Raw genomic sequence first — 14,387 nt, forward strand, 5'->3', positions numbered from 1 at the left:
CACTCCTAATTTTCTTCTTGATTTTTTACTGAATCAACTATAACTAAAATCATTGAAAAGATATTAGCTATCAAAGCACCAATTGCTAAAGTATAAACCATAACATTAGCTTCTGGATTAATTTGTATTAAAGCAAAAGCTGGAATTAAATGCAAATCAGCCACTAAAGAACTAGCAAATAATTCAGCCGCTAAGAAATTTCTAACTCCAATTTTCAATAAAGTAGAAATTAAATTCACACAAGCTGCAATAAATAATGCAACTTCATTTTGATCATATAAAAATCCTGCGGTTGTAGTTAAGCTCATTAGAGCAAAAAAGATATAAATAACCTTACCCCAATTCATTTTTACACCGTTCCTTTTTCATACATCGCTCTTAATTTTTCTTTTTCTTGTTTTTTCTTTACTTTTTCTAATTCTTTTTGGCGATACTGTGCAACGCTGAATTTAAACCATAAAAGTGCTGGACTTGCTACAAATATAGAACTCGCAGTACCTGCTACAATACCCACTATCATAGTTAGAGCAAAACCTTCTATCATAGATCCACCAAAGAAATAAAGCACTACAACAGTAATTAAAGTTAATCCCGTTGTTAAAGTAGTTCTTGATAAAGTAGCTGAAACCGATTCATTGATAATTAAATCAAGTTTTGAATTTTTACTTGTTTTAACACCTTCTCTAATCCTATCAAAAATAATAATCGTATCATTTAAAGAATACCCAAGCACGGTTAAAACAGCCGCCAAAATATCTAAATTTACATCTATTTCAAATAACGCAATAGCGCCTAAAGTAATGACTATATCATGAATTTCACACACAATGGAAGCCATAGCAAAACGCCATTCAAATCTTACTGCCAGATAAATCAAAATAGCAATCAAAGAAATTCCAACCGCCATAAGACCTTTATTACGCAGTTCATCTCCTACTTTTGGACCTACCACATCCACACGGCGCACTTCAAATTTACCTGTATCTTTTAATAAATTTGCAATACTTACTCCAATGTCACTTCCCAAGCTATCACTACTTCCTGAAAAACGAATAATCACTTCATTAGCACTACCAAATTCAGTAACGCTAGCACCTTTTAAATTTTCATTGATAGCTAAAGCTTTGCGAATTTCAGCCAAAGGAGCTTTTTGCTCGTATTGAAGTTGCACTAAAGTTCCACCGGTAAAATCAATACCAAAATTCAAACCCTTAGTAAAAAGGATAAAAATAGAACCAAAAAATAAAATAAAAGACAAAGAGATGGCTGCAAATCTCATTCTCATAAAATCATAAACATGTTTTTGACTAAAAAATTGCATTAAGGTCTCCTATATCCAAACCATAATCTTGTGTTATTGCTTTTTTCCATACGGTTCATAAACATTTCAAACATACCATGAGTTCCAACAATAGAAGTAATCATCGAAACTAAAATCCCAATACTCAAAGTCACCGCAAAACCTTTTACCGCACCTGTTCCATAAGCATAAAGTACCACTGAAGTAATAAGCGAAGTAATGTTAGAATCCAAAATCGCACTCATTGCATGCTTATAACCATTTTCAACACTTTGCCTTATACTAGTACCTTCTCGCAATAATTCTCGAATTCTTTCATTAATAATAACATTAGAATCTACTGCCATACCCACAGTCAGTACAAGTCCTGCCATACCAGGTAAAGTTAAGGTTGCTCCAAACATAGCCATTACAGCAATAATCACTAAAATATTTGCTACCAAAGCAATATTAGCAAAAATCCCTGCTATACCATAATACATCACCATAAATGCAATAACTAATATAGAAGCACCTGCTAGGGCTATCATACTCATTTTAATACTATCAGCACCCAAAGATGGTCCAACGCTTCTTTTTTCAAGCATTTTAACCGGTGCTAAAAGCGCCCCACTTCTTAAAGCAATGGCCACATCATGAGCTTCTTCAACAGTAAAACTGCCACTAATTTGGCCACTACCCCCGCCTATTCTTTCATTAATTCTTGGAGCTGAATATACTTTATTATCCAAAACTATAGCTAAGCGTTTGCCTACATTATTTCCTGTATAGTCTCCAAATTTTTTCGCACCTTCTGAATTTAAAGTAAAATTAATCACAGGAAGATTATTACTTTGCGCAAAACCTACTTTTGCATCTGTTAACATAGAACCATCAAGAATAGGTATAGATTTTACTAGATATTTAATTTGAGGATTTTTTGCATCTTCAAAAATCAAGTCTCCATATTCAGCAGCTTGAGCTGGAGTAAGATTATTTACCTGATCCATTCTAACATCATCTACTTCCATTAATTGTAAATGCGCAGCTTTTGCGATAAGCTCTCTAGCTCTAGCCTCATCTGCAGCAGTTTTAATACCTGGAAGTTCGACTAAAATTTTATCCTCACCTGATCTTGCTACATTTGGCTCTGCAAGGCCAAATTGATCAAGTCTGTTTCTAATGGTTTCTACAGCTTGTAAAATAGCTTGTTCATGAGTTAATTTAATTTCTTCTTGGGTTAAAGAAAGTGTGTAGTGTAAATTTTCGTGTGTAATAGCCAAGCCTTTAATGTCTTTTAATAACAAATCAACCTTAGCTACATCATTTTCATCTAATAAACTAAATTCAATACTAGTATCATTTACTTTGATTTTATCAACAATAATATCTTCTTTATTGATAGAATAACTAAGAGAAGAGGCTATGGATTTAACCTTTGATTTAACCGCCTCTTCTACTTCTACACCTAATAACATATGCAAACCACCTTGCAAATCAAGTCCTAGGTTGATCTTAGCACCACTTTGGGTTTGCATAAAAGAAGGTATGGAAAAAACTAATCCTATAAGAAAAACTACAAAGAAAATAATACTTCTATAGGTAATTTTTCCACTACGCATCAATTTTCTTTGCTATAAAATCTCTAGAAATTTTTACAACTACATTTTCATCATTAAGCTTAACTTTGATAAAATCCTCTTCTGGTTTTACCACCTCGCAAATTATCCCACCATTTGTGATGATTTTATCCCCTTTTTCTAAAGATAAAACCATTAATTTGTGGTCTTTTGCTTGTTTTTGCTGTGGTCTAATAACCAAAAAATAAAAAATCGCAAAAAGCACAATGAGAGGCAACAATGAAGTCCAAATATTTCCGTTTTCTGCCATTTCTTCCCCTTTTTTTAAAGTTCATAAATTCTAATTCTACCACTTTTAAAATAATAAAAGCCTTTTTTTCTGCACTTTTATTGTCAAATTTTATTTATTTTTCTTTTTTTGAAAATTTACTTTTTGAATTTATTTCACCATTTTTAAGTATATATGGTTTGGTTTTATTACTAAGAAATAAAAGTAAAGTAGGATATTTTTATACCGGATTTTTTGTAGGAATTTTATGGTTTTGGTGGATAGCTTTATCATCAATTTATTTTGATTTAGCTTGTTTAATTCCTTTAGAAATTATCTTAATCGGATTAGTTTATGGATTATTATTTTTAGTATGTTTTTTTCTTAAATATGATTTTTTAAGACTTTGTGGAATTTTTTTACTTAGTTTTATTCATCCTTTTGGTTTTGACTGGCTAAATTGGGGTGTTTTAAGTGTATATGGAATCTTTGATGCAAGTTATCAAGGCATTATAACTATGTTTTTGATTGCTTATTTTTATTATGAAAAATACATTTCAAGATATTATAAGATGGCAATTATTTTAATCCTTATTCTAATCGGAGCTCAATATAATCAAAAACAACCACAAACACTAAATTTAGACTATAAATTAATCCAAACTAATATCTCCCAAGATCAAAAATTCATACAAGAAAATTTACAAACTCATTCTAAAGATATATTTTATCAAATCAATCAGGCCATAAAAGAAGGTAAAGAAGCAATTATTTTTCCTGAAACAGCTTTTGCCTTTGCTTTAAATAAAGCTCCAAGTTATTTACAAGCTTTAAAAGATTTATCAAAACAAATCATCATCATTACAGGTGCTATAAGTACCACACCTAATCATCTATACAATAGTACTTATGTATTTGACAATGGTAACATACAAGTTTTTAACAAACACTATCTTGTACCTTTTGGAGAAGAAATTCCTATATTTAAAACCTTTTTTAAAAAATACCTTTTAAACATTGATGAATTTTCAAAAGGAAAAGAATTAAATCAATATACTTTAAATAATCAACTCATCACTAATGCTATATGCTTTGAAGCAACTAAAGAAAAACTTTACAAACACTCAAAGATCATCATAGCCATTTCAAACAATGCTTGGTTTAATTTTTCAAGTGAGTATAAATTACAAAATTTTCTAATGCGTTTTTATGCAAATAATTATAATGTAAGTATATATCATGCAGTTAATGGAAAAGAAAATGCAGTAATTAAACCAAAAGAGATATTGATTTTAAAAATAAAAGAAAAACTTTTAAAGCAAAATGAAGCTTAAAAGCTTCATTTTATAATGCTTTAAATTCATCAAGCGCGTCTAATTTTTCCCAAGGATAATCAGCCTGCCCCACTTGACCACGAGCAGCTACATCAGCATACATGAAAGTATCTTTACTTGGTTTATCAAGATTGAATTTATTTTTAATCCAATTTGGAGTTAATGGGAAAGTTTTCATTACAAAATCACTTAAAATATCATCATTTAATCTTGTATTTGTTCCCATACAATCCACACTAACAGAAGTTGGTTTAGCCACACCTATAGCATAAGAAAGCTGCACTATGCATTTTTTAGCAAGACCTGCAGCTACGATATTTTTAGCAAGCCATCTTGCTGCATAAAGCCCACTTCTATCAACCTTAGTATAATCTTTAGAAGATTGCGCACCACCTCCTATTGGAGCATAGCCACCAAAGCTATCTACTATAAGTTTTCTTCCTGTTAAGCCACTATCATGTAATGAACTGTGATTTACATATTTTCCCGTTGGGTTGATTAAAATTCTTGTTTTTTCTGGACAAAAAAGCTCTTTTGGTAAATTTGAATCCAAAATCAAATCCATCACCAAAGCTCTTAAATCTTCTATTTTCATACTTTCGACACAAGGAGCTGAAACTACAATAGTATGGATACTTTGAGGTTTACAATTTTCAAAATTTTCTTTATTTGCATAATCAATCGTAACTTGAGTTTTAATATCCACTCCAAGTTTATCAGGATTGTTTTTTGCAAACTCATACACTTTATCGCAAAGCATTCTAGCATAAGAAATAGCTGCTGGCATATATTCTTTTGCTTCATTACTTGCAAAACCAAACATTATTCCTTGATCACCTGCTCCAATTTCTCCATCTTCTTGATCAACACCTTGATTAATATCAGGACTTTGCTCATTTAAAAATACCATTACATCTAAATCATCAGGATGTAAACATTGCTTTTTACTAAAATGTGGATGCCCATCATAACCAATATCTGCTAAAGCTTTTTTTACAATATTTTCATAATCTTGTTTTTCTAGCTTATGTTTTGATTTAATTTCACCACCAATTACTACTTTATTTCCTGCTACAAAAACCTCACTAGCAACCCTTGAGTCTTTATCGTGAGTTAAGAAAGCATCCACTATAGAATCAGCTATAATATCAGCACATTTATCAGGATGTCCTGCACTAACAACTTCAGAAGTAAATAAATACATATTTTTAATATTCCTTATCATAAAAAATTCTAGCTTTATTTTAACATAAGCTAGCTTAAAAATCAAAAAGCTTATTTAAGCTTTACTTTGTTAGAATAAATTAAAAATTTATCACTACAAAAAAGGTAAGAAATGAGTTTATTTTCTTGTGCAATCAAACGCTATAAAGATGGAAATCTTATTTTACAAATTTGCATAGGTATTGTTTTAGGAATTTTAGTAGGTATATTTTCTAAAGATTTAGCTATTTTTGCAAATATTTTTGGTGCTTTATTTACAGGAGCTTTAAAAGCTATAGCACCGATTTTAGTTTTTATCTTAATCTTAACAACTATTTGCACAAAAGAATTTAATCATGGAAGTGAAAAAATAAAACATATTATTTTCTTATATATATTTGGAACTTTTTTAGCTTCTTTAAGTGCAGTTAGTATAAGTTTTGTCTTTCCTGTAGAATTAGTATTAACCGATATTGAAAAAGCTTCCACTGCAAGTCCTGCACACATAGGCGAAGTATTTAAAACCTTACTGTTTCAAATCGTAGATAATCCTATCCATGCTTTATCTTCAGGAAATTATTTAAGCATATTAGCTTGGGCTATAGGTGGGGGTTTTGCTCTAAGGCATTGCTCTAATGATGCAAAACAACTTTTTACTGATATCAACGAAGGCGTGTTAAAAATCGTTAAATTTATAGTCAAGCTTGCTCCATTTGGAATTTTTGGACTTGTAGCAAATTCAGTTGCTCAAACAGGAGCAGCAGGACTTTTAAGTTATATTAAATTATTAATCATTTTAGTTTTAACCATGTTTTTTGTAGCCTTTGTGATTAATGCTTTAATTGTCTTTGCTTATACGAAGAAAAATCCTTATCCTTTGATTTTTATTTGCTTAAAACATAGTGCTGTTTTTGCATTTTTTACAAGAAGTTCTGCAGCAAACATCCCTGTAAATATGGCACTTTGCTCTAAATTAAATATCAACAATAACCTATATAGCATTTCTATTCCACTAGGAGCTACGATTAATATGGCAGGAGCAGCTGTAACTATAGCTATACTAAGTCTTGCAGCAGCTCATACAGTAGGTATTGAAATAAATTTTTTACAAGCTATGCTTTTGAGCGTTTTAGCTGCATTTGCAGCTTGTGGAGCTAGTGGGGTTGCTGGAGGTTCGCTTTTACTCATACCGCTTGCTTGCTCTTTGTTTAATATCGATTATGATATAGCCATGCAAGTAGTTGCGGTTGGTTTTATCATAGGGGTTATCCAAGATAGTGTTGAAACTGCATTAAATAGCTCAACAGATGTTTTATTTAGTGCTATTTGTTCAGATAATGAACTTAATTTAAAAATTTAAGGAGGACTTATGAGGCATTTAATTACTACAAAAGATTTTAACAATGATGAAATCTTGACTTTATTTAAAGAAGCAAAAGAATTTTTAGATGAAAAACCGCGTACATTTTTAGAAGGAAAAAGTGTCACAACAATTTTCTTTGAAAATTCAACACGCACTCAATCAAGCTTTGAAACAGCCGCAAGAAGACTAGGTGCTAAAGTTTTAAAATTAGATGTTTCAAGAAGCAGTTCAAGCAAAGGCGAAACACTTTTTGATACTGCTGCAAATTTAGACGCAATGGCGCCAAGTGCTATTGTAGTTAGACACAAAAACTCAGGTGTACCTCATACTTTAGCAAATTACACTCATTGTCCTATAGTTAATGGAGGCGATGGTAAACACGCTCATCCTACCCAAGCTTTACTTGATCTTTTTACTATAATGGAGCATTTTAACTATAATGTAGAAAGTAAAAAAATAGCCATAGTAGGAGATATTAAAAACTCACGCGTTGCTGCTTCAAATTTAGAATTATTACCTCGCTTTGGTATTGATATCACCCTAGTAGCCCCACCTCATTTTATGCCAAATTATCCTATTAAAAAAACAAATAAACTAAAAGAAGTTATTGATGATATTGATATTATCATGAGTCTTAGAACACAAACTGAAAGACACAATATTCCAACCTATGCATCACTTAAAGATTATGCAAATGATTTTTGCATTAGTAAAGATTTAATAAAAGATAAAAATCTCATTATCCTACATCCTGGCCCTGTGCATAGAAATATCGATATTAGTGATGAAATAATGGCCGATAAAAGATGCAAAGTTTTAACTCAAGTTAAAAATGGCGTTGCCATTAGAATGGCTGTATTAAAAAAACTCATTTTAGAAAGTTAAAATCATGCAAAATTGGAACTTAAGTACATTATTTAAAGATGAGCAAGAATTAAATCTTTTTTTACAAAAAATCCAAGATGATGCTTGTGAATTTAAAAAACAATATGAAAATAATCTTCATAGTTTAGACAATGAGCAATTCTTGCAAGCTTTAAAAAATTACGAAGAATTAATCTTAAAGCTTTCCCACATACTAACCTATGTGTATTTAAATTTTGCACAAAATACCACAAAAGGTGCTTTTTATGCAAAATATGAAAATTTAAGTAAAAAAATAGAAGAAAATCTTTTATTTTTTGAACTTGAATTTTGCGAGTTAAAAGAAGAAAAAAGCAAAACTTTCATCATATTTTGCAAAGATTATGAGTTTTATTTAAATAATCTTATCAAACACAAAAAACACAATCTTTCTAAAAAAGAAGAAAGAATTATCTTGGCTCTATCAAGTACGGGTTCAAATGCATTTGCAAGATTATTTGATGAAACCTTTAGTGCTTTAAAATTTAATTTTGAAGGGCAAAAACTAAGCGAGGAAGAAATTCTAAGCAAGCTTTATGATAAAGATAGAAGCATTAGAAAAAAAGCTTCAAAATGCTTTAGTAAAACCTTAAAAAAACAAAACAAACTTTTAGTATATATTTTCAATATGATTAAAAGCGAACTTGCTAGTATTTGTGAGTTAAGATTCTATGAAAATCCTGAAACCCCAAGACATATAAGAAATCAAATTTCTAAAAAAAGTGTTGATGCGCTTATTAGCGCTAGTGAGAATAGCTTTGATATTGTTTCTAAATTTTACAATACAAAGAAAAAAATTCTAGGATATAAAAAGCTAAAAGATTATGATCGTTATGCGCCTATTGGAAAGGAAATGCAAGTTGATTTTGATCAGGGAAAGGATATAGTTTTAAAAGCCTTTGAAAAATTTTCTAAAGATTTTTATATGATAGCAAAAGAAGCTTTTGAGAATAATTGGATCGATGTTTATCCTAAAGAATTTAAACAAAGCGGTGCTTTTTCTCACTCAAGCACGCCACTAAGCCATCCTTTCATACTTTTAAACTATACCAACCAAAGACGCGATCTTTTCACTCTAGCACATGAGCTAGGCCACACTATACATCAAAAACTTTCTTATAAAGTAAGTTTTTTAAATCAAGATACACCACTAACTACAGCAGAAACTGCTTCAGTGTTTGCAGAAATGTTGATTTTTGATTATATTAAAGAAAATTTAGACAAAGAAGAGCTTTTATCTTTATATGCAGCAAAAATCGAAGATATTTTTGCTACTCTTTATAGACAAATTAATTTTACTACTTTTGAACGCAGGTTTCATGCTAAAAAAGAAGAACTAAGCACGCAAGAACTAAGTGAAATTTGGCTTGAAGAATCAAGAAAAATGTTTCAAGATAGCGTAGTTTTAACCAAAAATTATAGCCTTTGGTATTCTTATATACCACATTTTATACACTCTCCATTTTACTGCTATGCTTATGCTTATGCACAACTTTTAGTTTTAGCGCTTTATGGTCTATATAAAAGTGGTAAATGTCCTGATTTTACTTCAATTTATATTGAGTTTTTAAGTAGTGGGGGAAGTAAAAGTCCAAAAGAACTTGTAGCTATGTTTGGCTTTGATATAGAAAGTGATGAGTTTTGGAATATAGGCTTAGAGCAAGTTAGAATACTAGTAGATGAATTTTTAAGGCTAAGCAATGATTGATAAAATTTTAAATAATAAAAATTTTATAACTTTAATGCAAAAAAGCATTTATGAATGTTTGCAAATTTTAATCCAAGAAGATATTGAATTTAATATCATTGTAAATACTAAATTTGTTACACTCGAACCTCCTTTGCCACCAGAATTAGATGTAGTGAGTAAAAATCCTTATTGTCTTTTCGCACTTGGTGGCTATACTTTTAAATCCATAGTTTTAACAAATGAACATATAGAATTTCACGCAGGTTTTGGGCCTGATGATTTTGCAACCTTTGTAAAAGTGGATTTAGGTGCAATTACTCAAATTCAAGTTGAAGATAATATCATTTTTGTTAATTTTTCAAACTATTTCAAAAAGCAAAATGATCAAAAATTAAAAGAAAAATCCATGAATGCTTTTTTAAATAATCCTAACAATAAAGATTTATTTAAAAAATGAGTTTTTTTGAAGGTTTAAATGATAGCCAAAAAGAAGCTATCATACATATTGATGGAGCTATGCTAATACTAGCAGGCGCAGGTAGCGGAAAGACTAAAACCATTACCACTAGACTTGCCTATTTAATCGATCATGTAGGTATTCCTGCGCAAAATACCCTTACGCTAACCTTTACAAATAAAGCTGCTAATGTAATGAAAACAAGAGCCTTAGCACTTTTACAAGATCAAAATTTACACAATCCCCTTTTATGTACTTTTCATAAATTTGGCTTGTTATTTTTAAGACTTTATAGCGAAAGAATTAATAGGGCAAATAATTTTGTCATTATTGATACAGATGATAAAAAGAAAATACTAAAAGATTTAGCTAGCGAAAATTTACAAAGCTCTTTAGCAAGTATAGGTGCTTATATTTCAAATTTTAAAAATCAAAGCAAAAGCGCCCAAGAAATACGCAAAGAATTAGAATTTTTAAAAGATGAAAAAAACAAAAATTATGAAGAAATCATTCATTTATATGAACAATATGAACATTTTTTAATCCAAAATAATTTCATGGATTTTGATGATTTACTCATGCTAACTAATAAAATTTTAGAAGATGAACAATTTGCAAAAGAGCAAAGTCAAAAATATACTTATATAACAGTAGATGAGTATCAAGATACTAATGCCTTACAATATCAAATTCTAAAAAAACTTTGCACGTCTCATGAAAATATTTGTGTGGTGGGTGATGATGATCAAAGTATTTATGGTTGGCGCGGGGCTAAAATAGAAAATATCTTAAATTTCAAAGAACAATTTAACAATGTAAAATTAGTCAAATTAGAGCAAAATTATCGCTCAACTAGCGCTATTTTGCAAGCTGCGAATGAGCTTATAGAACATAATAGAAAAAGACTAGGAAAAACTTTAATTTGCACCAAAGATGAGGGCGAAGAAATCACAATTTTACAAAATGATGATGAGAAAATTGAAAGCTTTAAGGTTGCAAGAGAAGTTTCAAAACTTTTAAACTCAGGGATTAATCCTAGTGAAATAGCCATACTTTATAGAGTAAATGCCCTATCTCGTGCTCTTGAAGAAGCTTTTAGCAAAGAAAAAATTCCTTTTAAATTGCTAAGTGGAATTCGTTTTTATGAAAGAGCTGAGATTAAAGATATTATTTCTTATTTAAGATTACTTTCAAATTTAAATGATGATTATTCTTTTAAACGCATTATCAACCGCCCTAAAAGAAATTTTGGTAATGCAAGTTTAGAAAAGCTAGAAAATTATGCCAAAGAAAATCATTTGTCTTTATTTGAAAGCCTATGTGCTTTGCAAGGAAGTGGATTTTTTAGCAAAAAAACAGACAAAGAATTAGAAAAATTCATACTAAGCATACACAAAATCAAAGAAAAAGATGATTTACTTGCAATGATTTTAGCCTTAGAAGAAGAATTTAAAATCAAAGAATTTTACAAAGATAATCCAGAGGGTGAAGATAAACTTTTAAACATAGATGAACTTTATGCTAATTTAAAAGATAAAATCACTCATGGAAATTATAATGGCTTAGATGATATTTTAAATGAAATTTCTTTACTCAATGAGCAAGATGGACTTGATAAAGAAAGTATTTGTATTATGAGTATTCATGCAAGTAAAGGACTTGAATTTGATTATGTTTTTATCATAGGCTTAGAAGAAGGGTTTTTCCCACTCACTAGCGAATCAAGCAATATAGAAGAAGAAAGAAGACTTGCTTATGTAGCAATCACTAGAGCCAAGAAAAAACTTTATTTAAGTTATGCTAATTCTAGATTTTATAAAGGAAGTCGCACAAGATTAGAAAAAAGTAGATTTTTTGGCGAGAGCAATGTAATCAAAAAAGAATTAACACTAGATCATCAAAAAAATTGCTACAAAAAAGGCGATTTAATCAAACATAAAATTTTTGGCATAGGCAGAGTCACTGGGGTAAGTAAAATAGGAGCTGAAGAAAAACTCACGATTAATTTTGGAGGCATAGAAAGAATGATAATGTCAAGTTTTGTGGAAAAAGTGATATGAATAAACTTTTTGTAGCTTACAAACCAAGTGGAATGAGTTCTAATGCTTTTTTAGGCAAACTTAAGAAAAAATATAAAAATAAAAAAGCAGGATTTTCAGGAACACTTGATCCTTTTGCAAAAGGTGTTTTACTCATAGCCTTTGATCAATACACAAAACTTTTTCGCTTTTTTGATAAAAATCCAAAAGTTTACAAAGCAACGCTTTGGCTAGGCGTGTATTCACTAAGCCTTGATAATCAAAACATCAAAGAAATCAATCTTATAAATGCTTTTGATGAGCAAATTTTAGAACAAATTAAAAATGAACTTTTAGGTAAAATCACCTACACCCCACCCGCATATTGTGCAAAAAAAATAGATGGAGTACGCTCTTATGAGCTTGCAAAAAGAGGTTTTGAAGTCAATTTAAAGCCTTGTGTTATGGATGTTTTTTATACTAAAATTTTACACTATAACCACCCCTTTTTAACTATAGAAATAGCAGTTAGTGAGGGTTCTTATATACGCTCTTATTGTGAATTATTTGCTAGAAAACTTGGTATCAAAGCCACGCTAAGCTCATTAGAGCGTTTAAGTGAAGGAAGGTTTTTTTATGAAAATGAAAAAGAGTTAAATCCTTTAGCTTATTTAAATCTTAGAAAAAATACGATAAAATACCCTCAAAAATTACACAATGGACAAAAAATATTTTTGGACGATTTGGAAATTCAAGAAGAAGGTAGCTATATTTTAGAAGAAAAAGATTTTTTTTCTATCATTTCTATCCAAGATAATCAAGTGCAATATTATTTAAATAAGGTATTAAAATGTTAATTTTATCAAGAAAAGAAAATGAAAGTATAAAAATCGGAGATGATATAGAAATCAAAGTAGTTCAAACAGGCAAAGGCTATGCTAAAATAGGCATCGAAGCTCCAAAGTCTTTAATGATACTACGTAAAGAGCTTATCGAGCAAGTAAAAAGTGAAAATTTACATGCAATTAGCGATGAAACGATAAAACTTGATGATCTGAGTAAAAAGCTTAAAAAATGAAAGCTTACGCAAAAGCTAATATTTTTTTAAAAATCATAGGAATTGACTCAAGATCATATCATTTATTGCAATCACGCTTTGTTTTACTAAAAGATATTTTTGATGAGTTAAGTTTTAGTGATGAAAAAACCAAAGAAGGGTTTGAAATCACTGGAAATTTTACTCAAGATACCATCATACACAAAGCTTATAAAGAATTAGAAAATTTAGGATTTTCTAATGAATTAAATGAATTTTTTAAAGACAAAAGTTTAAAGCTTACCAAAAACATTCCCATAGGTGGAGGTCTTGGAGGAAGTAGCACTGATGCGGTTGCATTTTTATTAATGATCAACGAAGCTTTAAATTTAAAACTTAACCAACAACAACTTGAACAAATCTGCCAAAAACTCGGCTCTGATTTAACCTTTTTTTTAAGTGGATATGATAGTGCAAATGTTAGCGGGTGTGGCGAGATTGTAGAATATTTTGAAGATGATTTTAACCAACTTGATTTTACTTTTCCTGCTATTGAATGCTCAAGCGCAAAAGTATATAAAGCATTTGATGAAAGCTCATATGATTTAACAGCGAATTTAAATTTAGCCAAAACACTTAAAACACTTAAAACAAGTGAAATTTTAGAGCATAAAAATACTGATTTAAACGACTTATTTGCTCCTTGTGTAAAAATTTATCCTAAAATGCAAACTTTTCTTGATGAGGCTTATTTTTTAAGTGGAAGTGGAAGTGGAGTTTTTAAGGCTAAATAATGAAAAAGACTATAGTAAAAAACAAAAAAGCTTTTTTTGATTATGAAATTTTGGAAAAATTTGAAGCAGGTATTGTTTTAAAAGGTTCTGAGGTGGTAGCATTAAGAGCTAGTAGAGCAAATTTAAAAGATTCTTTTGTGCGTATTATCAAAGGTGAAATTTTCTTACTTAATGCTCATATTTCTCATCTTAGTACTACACATTCTTTTTATAAGCATGATGAAAAAGGCGCACGAAAACTTTTAATGCATAAAAAGCAAATCGATAGGCTTTTTGGTAAAATTAGTACTCAAGGCTTTACTATAGTGCCATTAGAACTTTATTTTAATGAAAAAAATAAAGCAAAGGTCTTAATAGCCTTAGCTAAAGGAAAAAACTTACACGATAAAAGAGAAAGTTTAAAGAAAAAACAAGCAGATCTTGAAGCAAGAGCTGCTATGAAAAATCATTATTAAAAAAGGA

General features: G+C 29.9%; 15 protein-coding genes. 10 read left to right on the forward strand and 5 right to left on the reverse strand.

Features of this window, described 5'->3' with window-relative positions:
* Positions 1-5: 5 nt before the first annotated feature.
* The 4 genes from L8V88_RS02240 to yajC are packed head-to-tail and all read right to left on the reverse strand — an operon-like array spanning position 6 to position 3,169.
* Positions 6-347 (reverse strand): DUF6394 family protein, encoded by a 342-nt coding sequence (locus L8V88_RS02240; RefSeq protein ID WP_039618681.1) that lies wholly within the window; start codon positions 345-347, stop codon positions 6-8.
* Positions 348-349: 2 nt separating this feature from the next.
* Positions 350-1,321, reverse strand: a complete 972-nt coding sequence (gene secF / locus L8V88_RS02245) for a protein translocase subunit SecF (protein ID WP_039618682.1) — start codon at positions 1,319-1,321, stop codon at positions 350-352.
* Positions 1,321-2,901 (reverse strand): protein translocase subunit SecD, encoded by a 1,581-nt coding sequence (gene secD, locus L8V88_RS02250; protein WP_263726595.1) that lies wholly within the window; start codon positions 2,899-2,901, stop codon positions 1,321-1,323. The genes secF and secD overlap by 1 nt, the downstream gene beginning before the upstream one ends.
* A complete protein-coding gene (yajC, locus tag L8V88_RS02255; protein ID WP_012661754.1) occupies positions 2,894-3,169 on the reverse strand; it encodes a preprotein translocase subunit YajC in 276 nt (91 codons plus the stop codon). The genes secD and yajC overlap by 8 nt, the downstream gene beginning before the upstream one ends.
* Here yajC and L8V88_RS02260 point away from each other — a divergent pair.
* Positions 3,139-4,461 carry an apolipoprotein N-acyltransferase gene (locus L8V88_RS02260; protein WP_263726597.1) on the forward strand — a complete coding sequence of 441 codons (1,323 nt, stop codon included), beginning with the start codon at positions 3,139-3,141 and terminating at the stop codon, positions 4,459-4,461. The genes yajC and L8V88_RS02260 overlap by 31 nt on opposite strands.
* Positions 4,462-4,471: 10 nt before the next feature.
* On the opposite strand, the gene metK is transcribed toward L8V88_RS02260, so the two are convergent.
* Positions 4,472-5,665, reverse strand: a complete 1,194-nt coding sequence (metK, locus tag L8V88_RS02265) for a methionine adenosyltransferase (RefSeq protein WP_263706374.1) — start codon at positions 5,663-5,665, stop codon at positions 4,472-4,474.
* Between the two features lie 132 nt (positions 5,666-5,797).
* On the opposite strand from metK, the gene sstT reads away from it, so the two are divergent.
* The 9 genes from sstT to smpB are packed head-to-tail and all read left to right on the forward strand — an operon-like array spanning position 5,798 to position 14,380.
* Positions 5,798-7,024, forward strand: coding sequence for a serine/threonine transporter SstT (gene sstT, locus L8V88_RS02270; RefSeq protein WP_263726599.1), 1,227 nt, complete (start codon positions 5,798-5,800; stop codon positions 7,022-7,024).
* Between the two features lie 9 nt (positions 7,025-7,033).
* A complete protein-coding gene (locus tag L8V88_RS02275) occupies positions 7,034-7,912 on the forward strand; it encodes an aspartate carbamoyltransferase catalytic subunit (RefSeq protein WP_263726600.1) in 879 nt (292 codons plus the stop codon).
* 4 nt (positions 7,913-7,916) lie between these two features.
* Complete coding sequence (locus L8V88_RS02280; RefSeq protein ID WP_263726602.1) at positions 7,917-9,638, forward strand: M3 family oligoendopeptidase; 1,722 nt, start codon at positions 7,917-7,919, stop codon at positions 9,636-9,638.
* A complete protein-coding gene (locus tag L8V88_RS02285) occupies positions 9,631-10,077 on the forward strand; it encodes a hypothetical protein (protein WP_133318700.1) in 447 nt (148 codons plus the stop codon). Before L8V88_RS02280 ends, L8V88_RS02285 begins: the two co-directional genes overlap by 8 nt.
* Positions 10,074-12,137 carry an ATP-dependent helicase gene (locus L8V88_RS02290; RefSeq protein ID WP_263726604.1) on the forward strand — a complete coding sequence of 688 codons (2,064 nt, stop codon included), beginning with the start codon at positions 10,074-10,076 and terminating at the stop codon, positions 12,135-12,137. The genes L8V88_RS02285 and L8V88_RS02290 overlap by 4 nt, the downstream gene beginning before the upstream one ends.
* Complete coding sequence (gene truB / locus L8V88_RS02295; RefSeq protein WP_263726606.1) at positions 12,134-12,952, forward strand: tRNA pseudouridine(55) synthase TruB; 819 nt, start codon at positions 12,134-12,136, stop codon at positions 12,950-12,952. The genes L8V88_RS02290 and truB overlap by 4 nt, the downstream gene beginning before the upstream one ends.
* Complete coding sequence (csrA, locus tag L8V88_RS02300) at positions 12,946-13,173, forward strand: carbon storage regulator CsrA (protein WP_012661763.1); 228 nt, start codon at positions 12,946-12,948, stop codon at positions 13,171-13,173. Before truB ends, csrA begins: the two co-directional genes overlap by 7 nt.
* Positions 13,170-13,925: a 4-(cytidine 5'-diphospho)-2-C-methyl-D-erythritol kinase gene (locus tag L8V88_RS02305; RefSeq protein WP_263726608.1), complete on the forward strand. Its 756-nt coding sequence runs from the start codon at positions 13,170-13,172 to the stop codon at positions 13,923-13,925. The genes csrA and L8V88_RS02305 overlap by 4 nt, the downstream gene beginning before the upstream one ends.
* The gene (gene smpB / locus L8V88_RS02310; protein ID WP_039668585.1) at positions 13,925-14,380 is read left to right on the forward strand and encodes an SsrA-binding protein SmpB; all 456 of its coding nucleotides are present in this window, start codon (positions 13,925-13,927) and stop codon (positions 14,378-14,380) included. Before L8V88_RS02305 ends, smpB begins: the two co-directional genes overlap by 1 nt.
* Positions 14,381-14,387: the final 7 nt, after the last annotated feature.

This window comes from Campylobacter sp. IFREMER_LSEM_CL2101 (assembly GCF_025771825.1).
Lineage (GTDB): Bacteria > Campylobacterota > Campylobacteria > Campylobacterales > Campylobacteraceae > Campylobacter_D > Campylobacter_D lari_C.

Coding starts and splice junctions, on each gene's coding strand:
- L8V88_RS02240 (WP_039618681.1), bottom strand. CDS start 347: ATGAATTGGGGTAAGGTTATTTATATCTTTTTTGCTCTAATGAGCTTA.
- secF (WP_039618682.1), bottom strand. CDS start 1,321: ATGCAATTTTTTAGTCAAAAACATGTTTATGATTTTATGAGAATGAGA.
- secD (WP_263726595.1), bottom strand. CDS start 2,901: ATGCGTAGTGGAAAAATTACCTATAGAAGTATTATTTTCTTTGTAGTT.
- L8V88_RS02260 (WP_263726597.1), top strand. CDS start 3,139: ATGAAGTCCAAATATTTCCGTTTTCTGCCATTTCTTCCCCTTTTTTTA.
- yajC (WP_012661754.1), bottom strand. CDS start 3,169: ATGGCAGAAAACGGAAATATTTGGACTTCATTGTTGCCTCTCATTGTG.
- metK (WP_263706374.1), bottom strand. CDS start 5,665: ATGTATTTATTTACTTCTGAAGTTGTTAGTGCAGGACATCCTGATAAA.
- sstT (WP_263726599.1), top strand. CDS start 5,798: ATGAGTTTATTTTCTTGTGCAATCAAACGCTATAAAGATGGAAATCTT.
- L8V88_RS02275 (WP_263726600.1), top strand. CDS start 7,034: ATGAGGCATTTAATTACTACAAAAGATTTTAACAATGATGAAATCTTG.
- L8V88_RS02280 (WP_263726602.1), top strand. CDS start 7,917: ATGCAAAATTGGAACTTAAGTACATTATTTAAAGATGAGCAAGAATTA.
- L8V88_RS02285 (WP_133318700.1), top strand. CDS start 9,631: ATGATTGATAAAATTTTAAATAATAAAAATTTTATAACTTTAATGCAA.
- L8V88_RS02290 (WP_263726604.1), top strand. CDS start 10,074: ATGAGTTTTTTTGAAGGTTTAAATGATAGCCAAAAAGAAGCTATCATA.
- truB (WP_263726606.1), top strand. CDS start 12,134: ATGAATAAACTTTTTGTAGCTTACAAACCAAGTGGAATGAGTTCTAAT.
- csrA (WP_012661763.1), top strand. CDS start 12,946: ATGTTAATTTTATCAAGAAAAGAAAATGAAAGTATAAAAATCGGAGAT.
- L8V88_RS02305 (WP_263726608.1), top strand. CDS start 13,170: ATGAAAGCTTACGCAAAAGCTAATATTTTTTTAAAAATCATAGGAATT.
- smpB (WP_039668585.1), top strand. CDS start 13,925: ATGAAAAAGACTATAGTAAAAAACAAAAAAGCTTTTTTTGATTATGAA.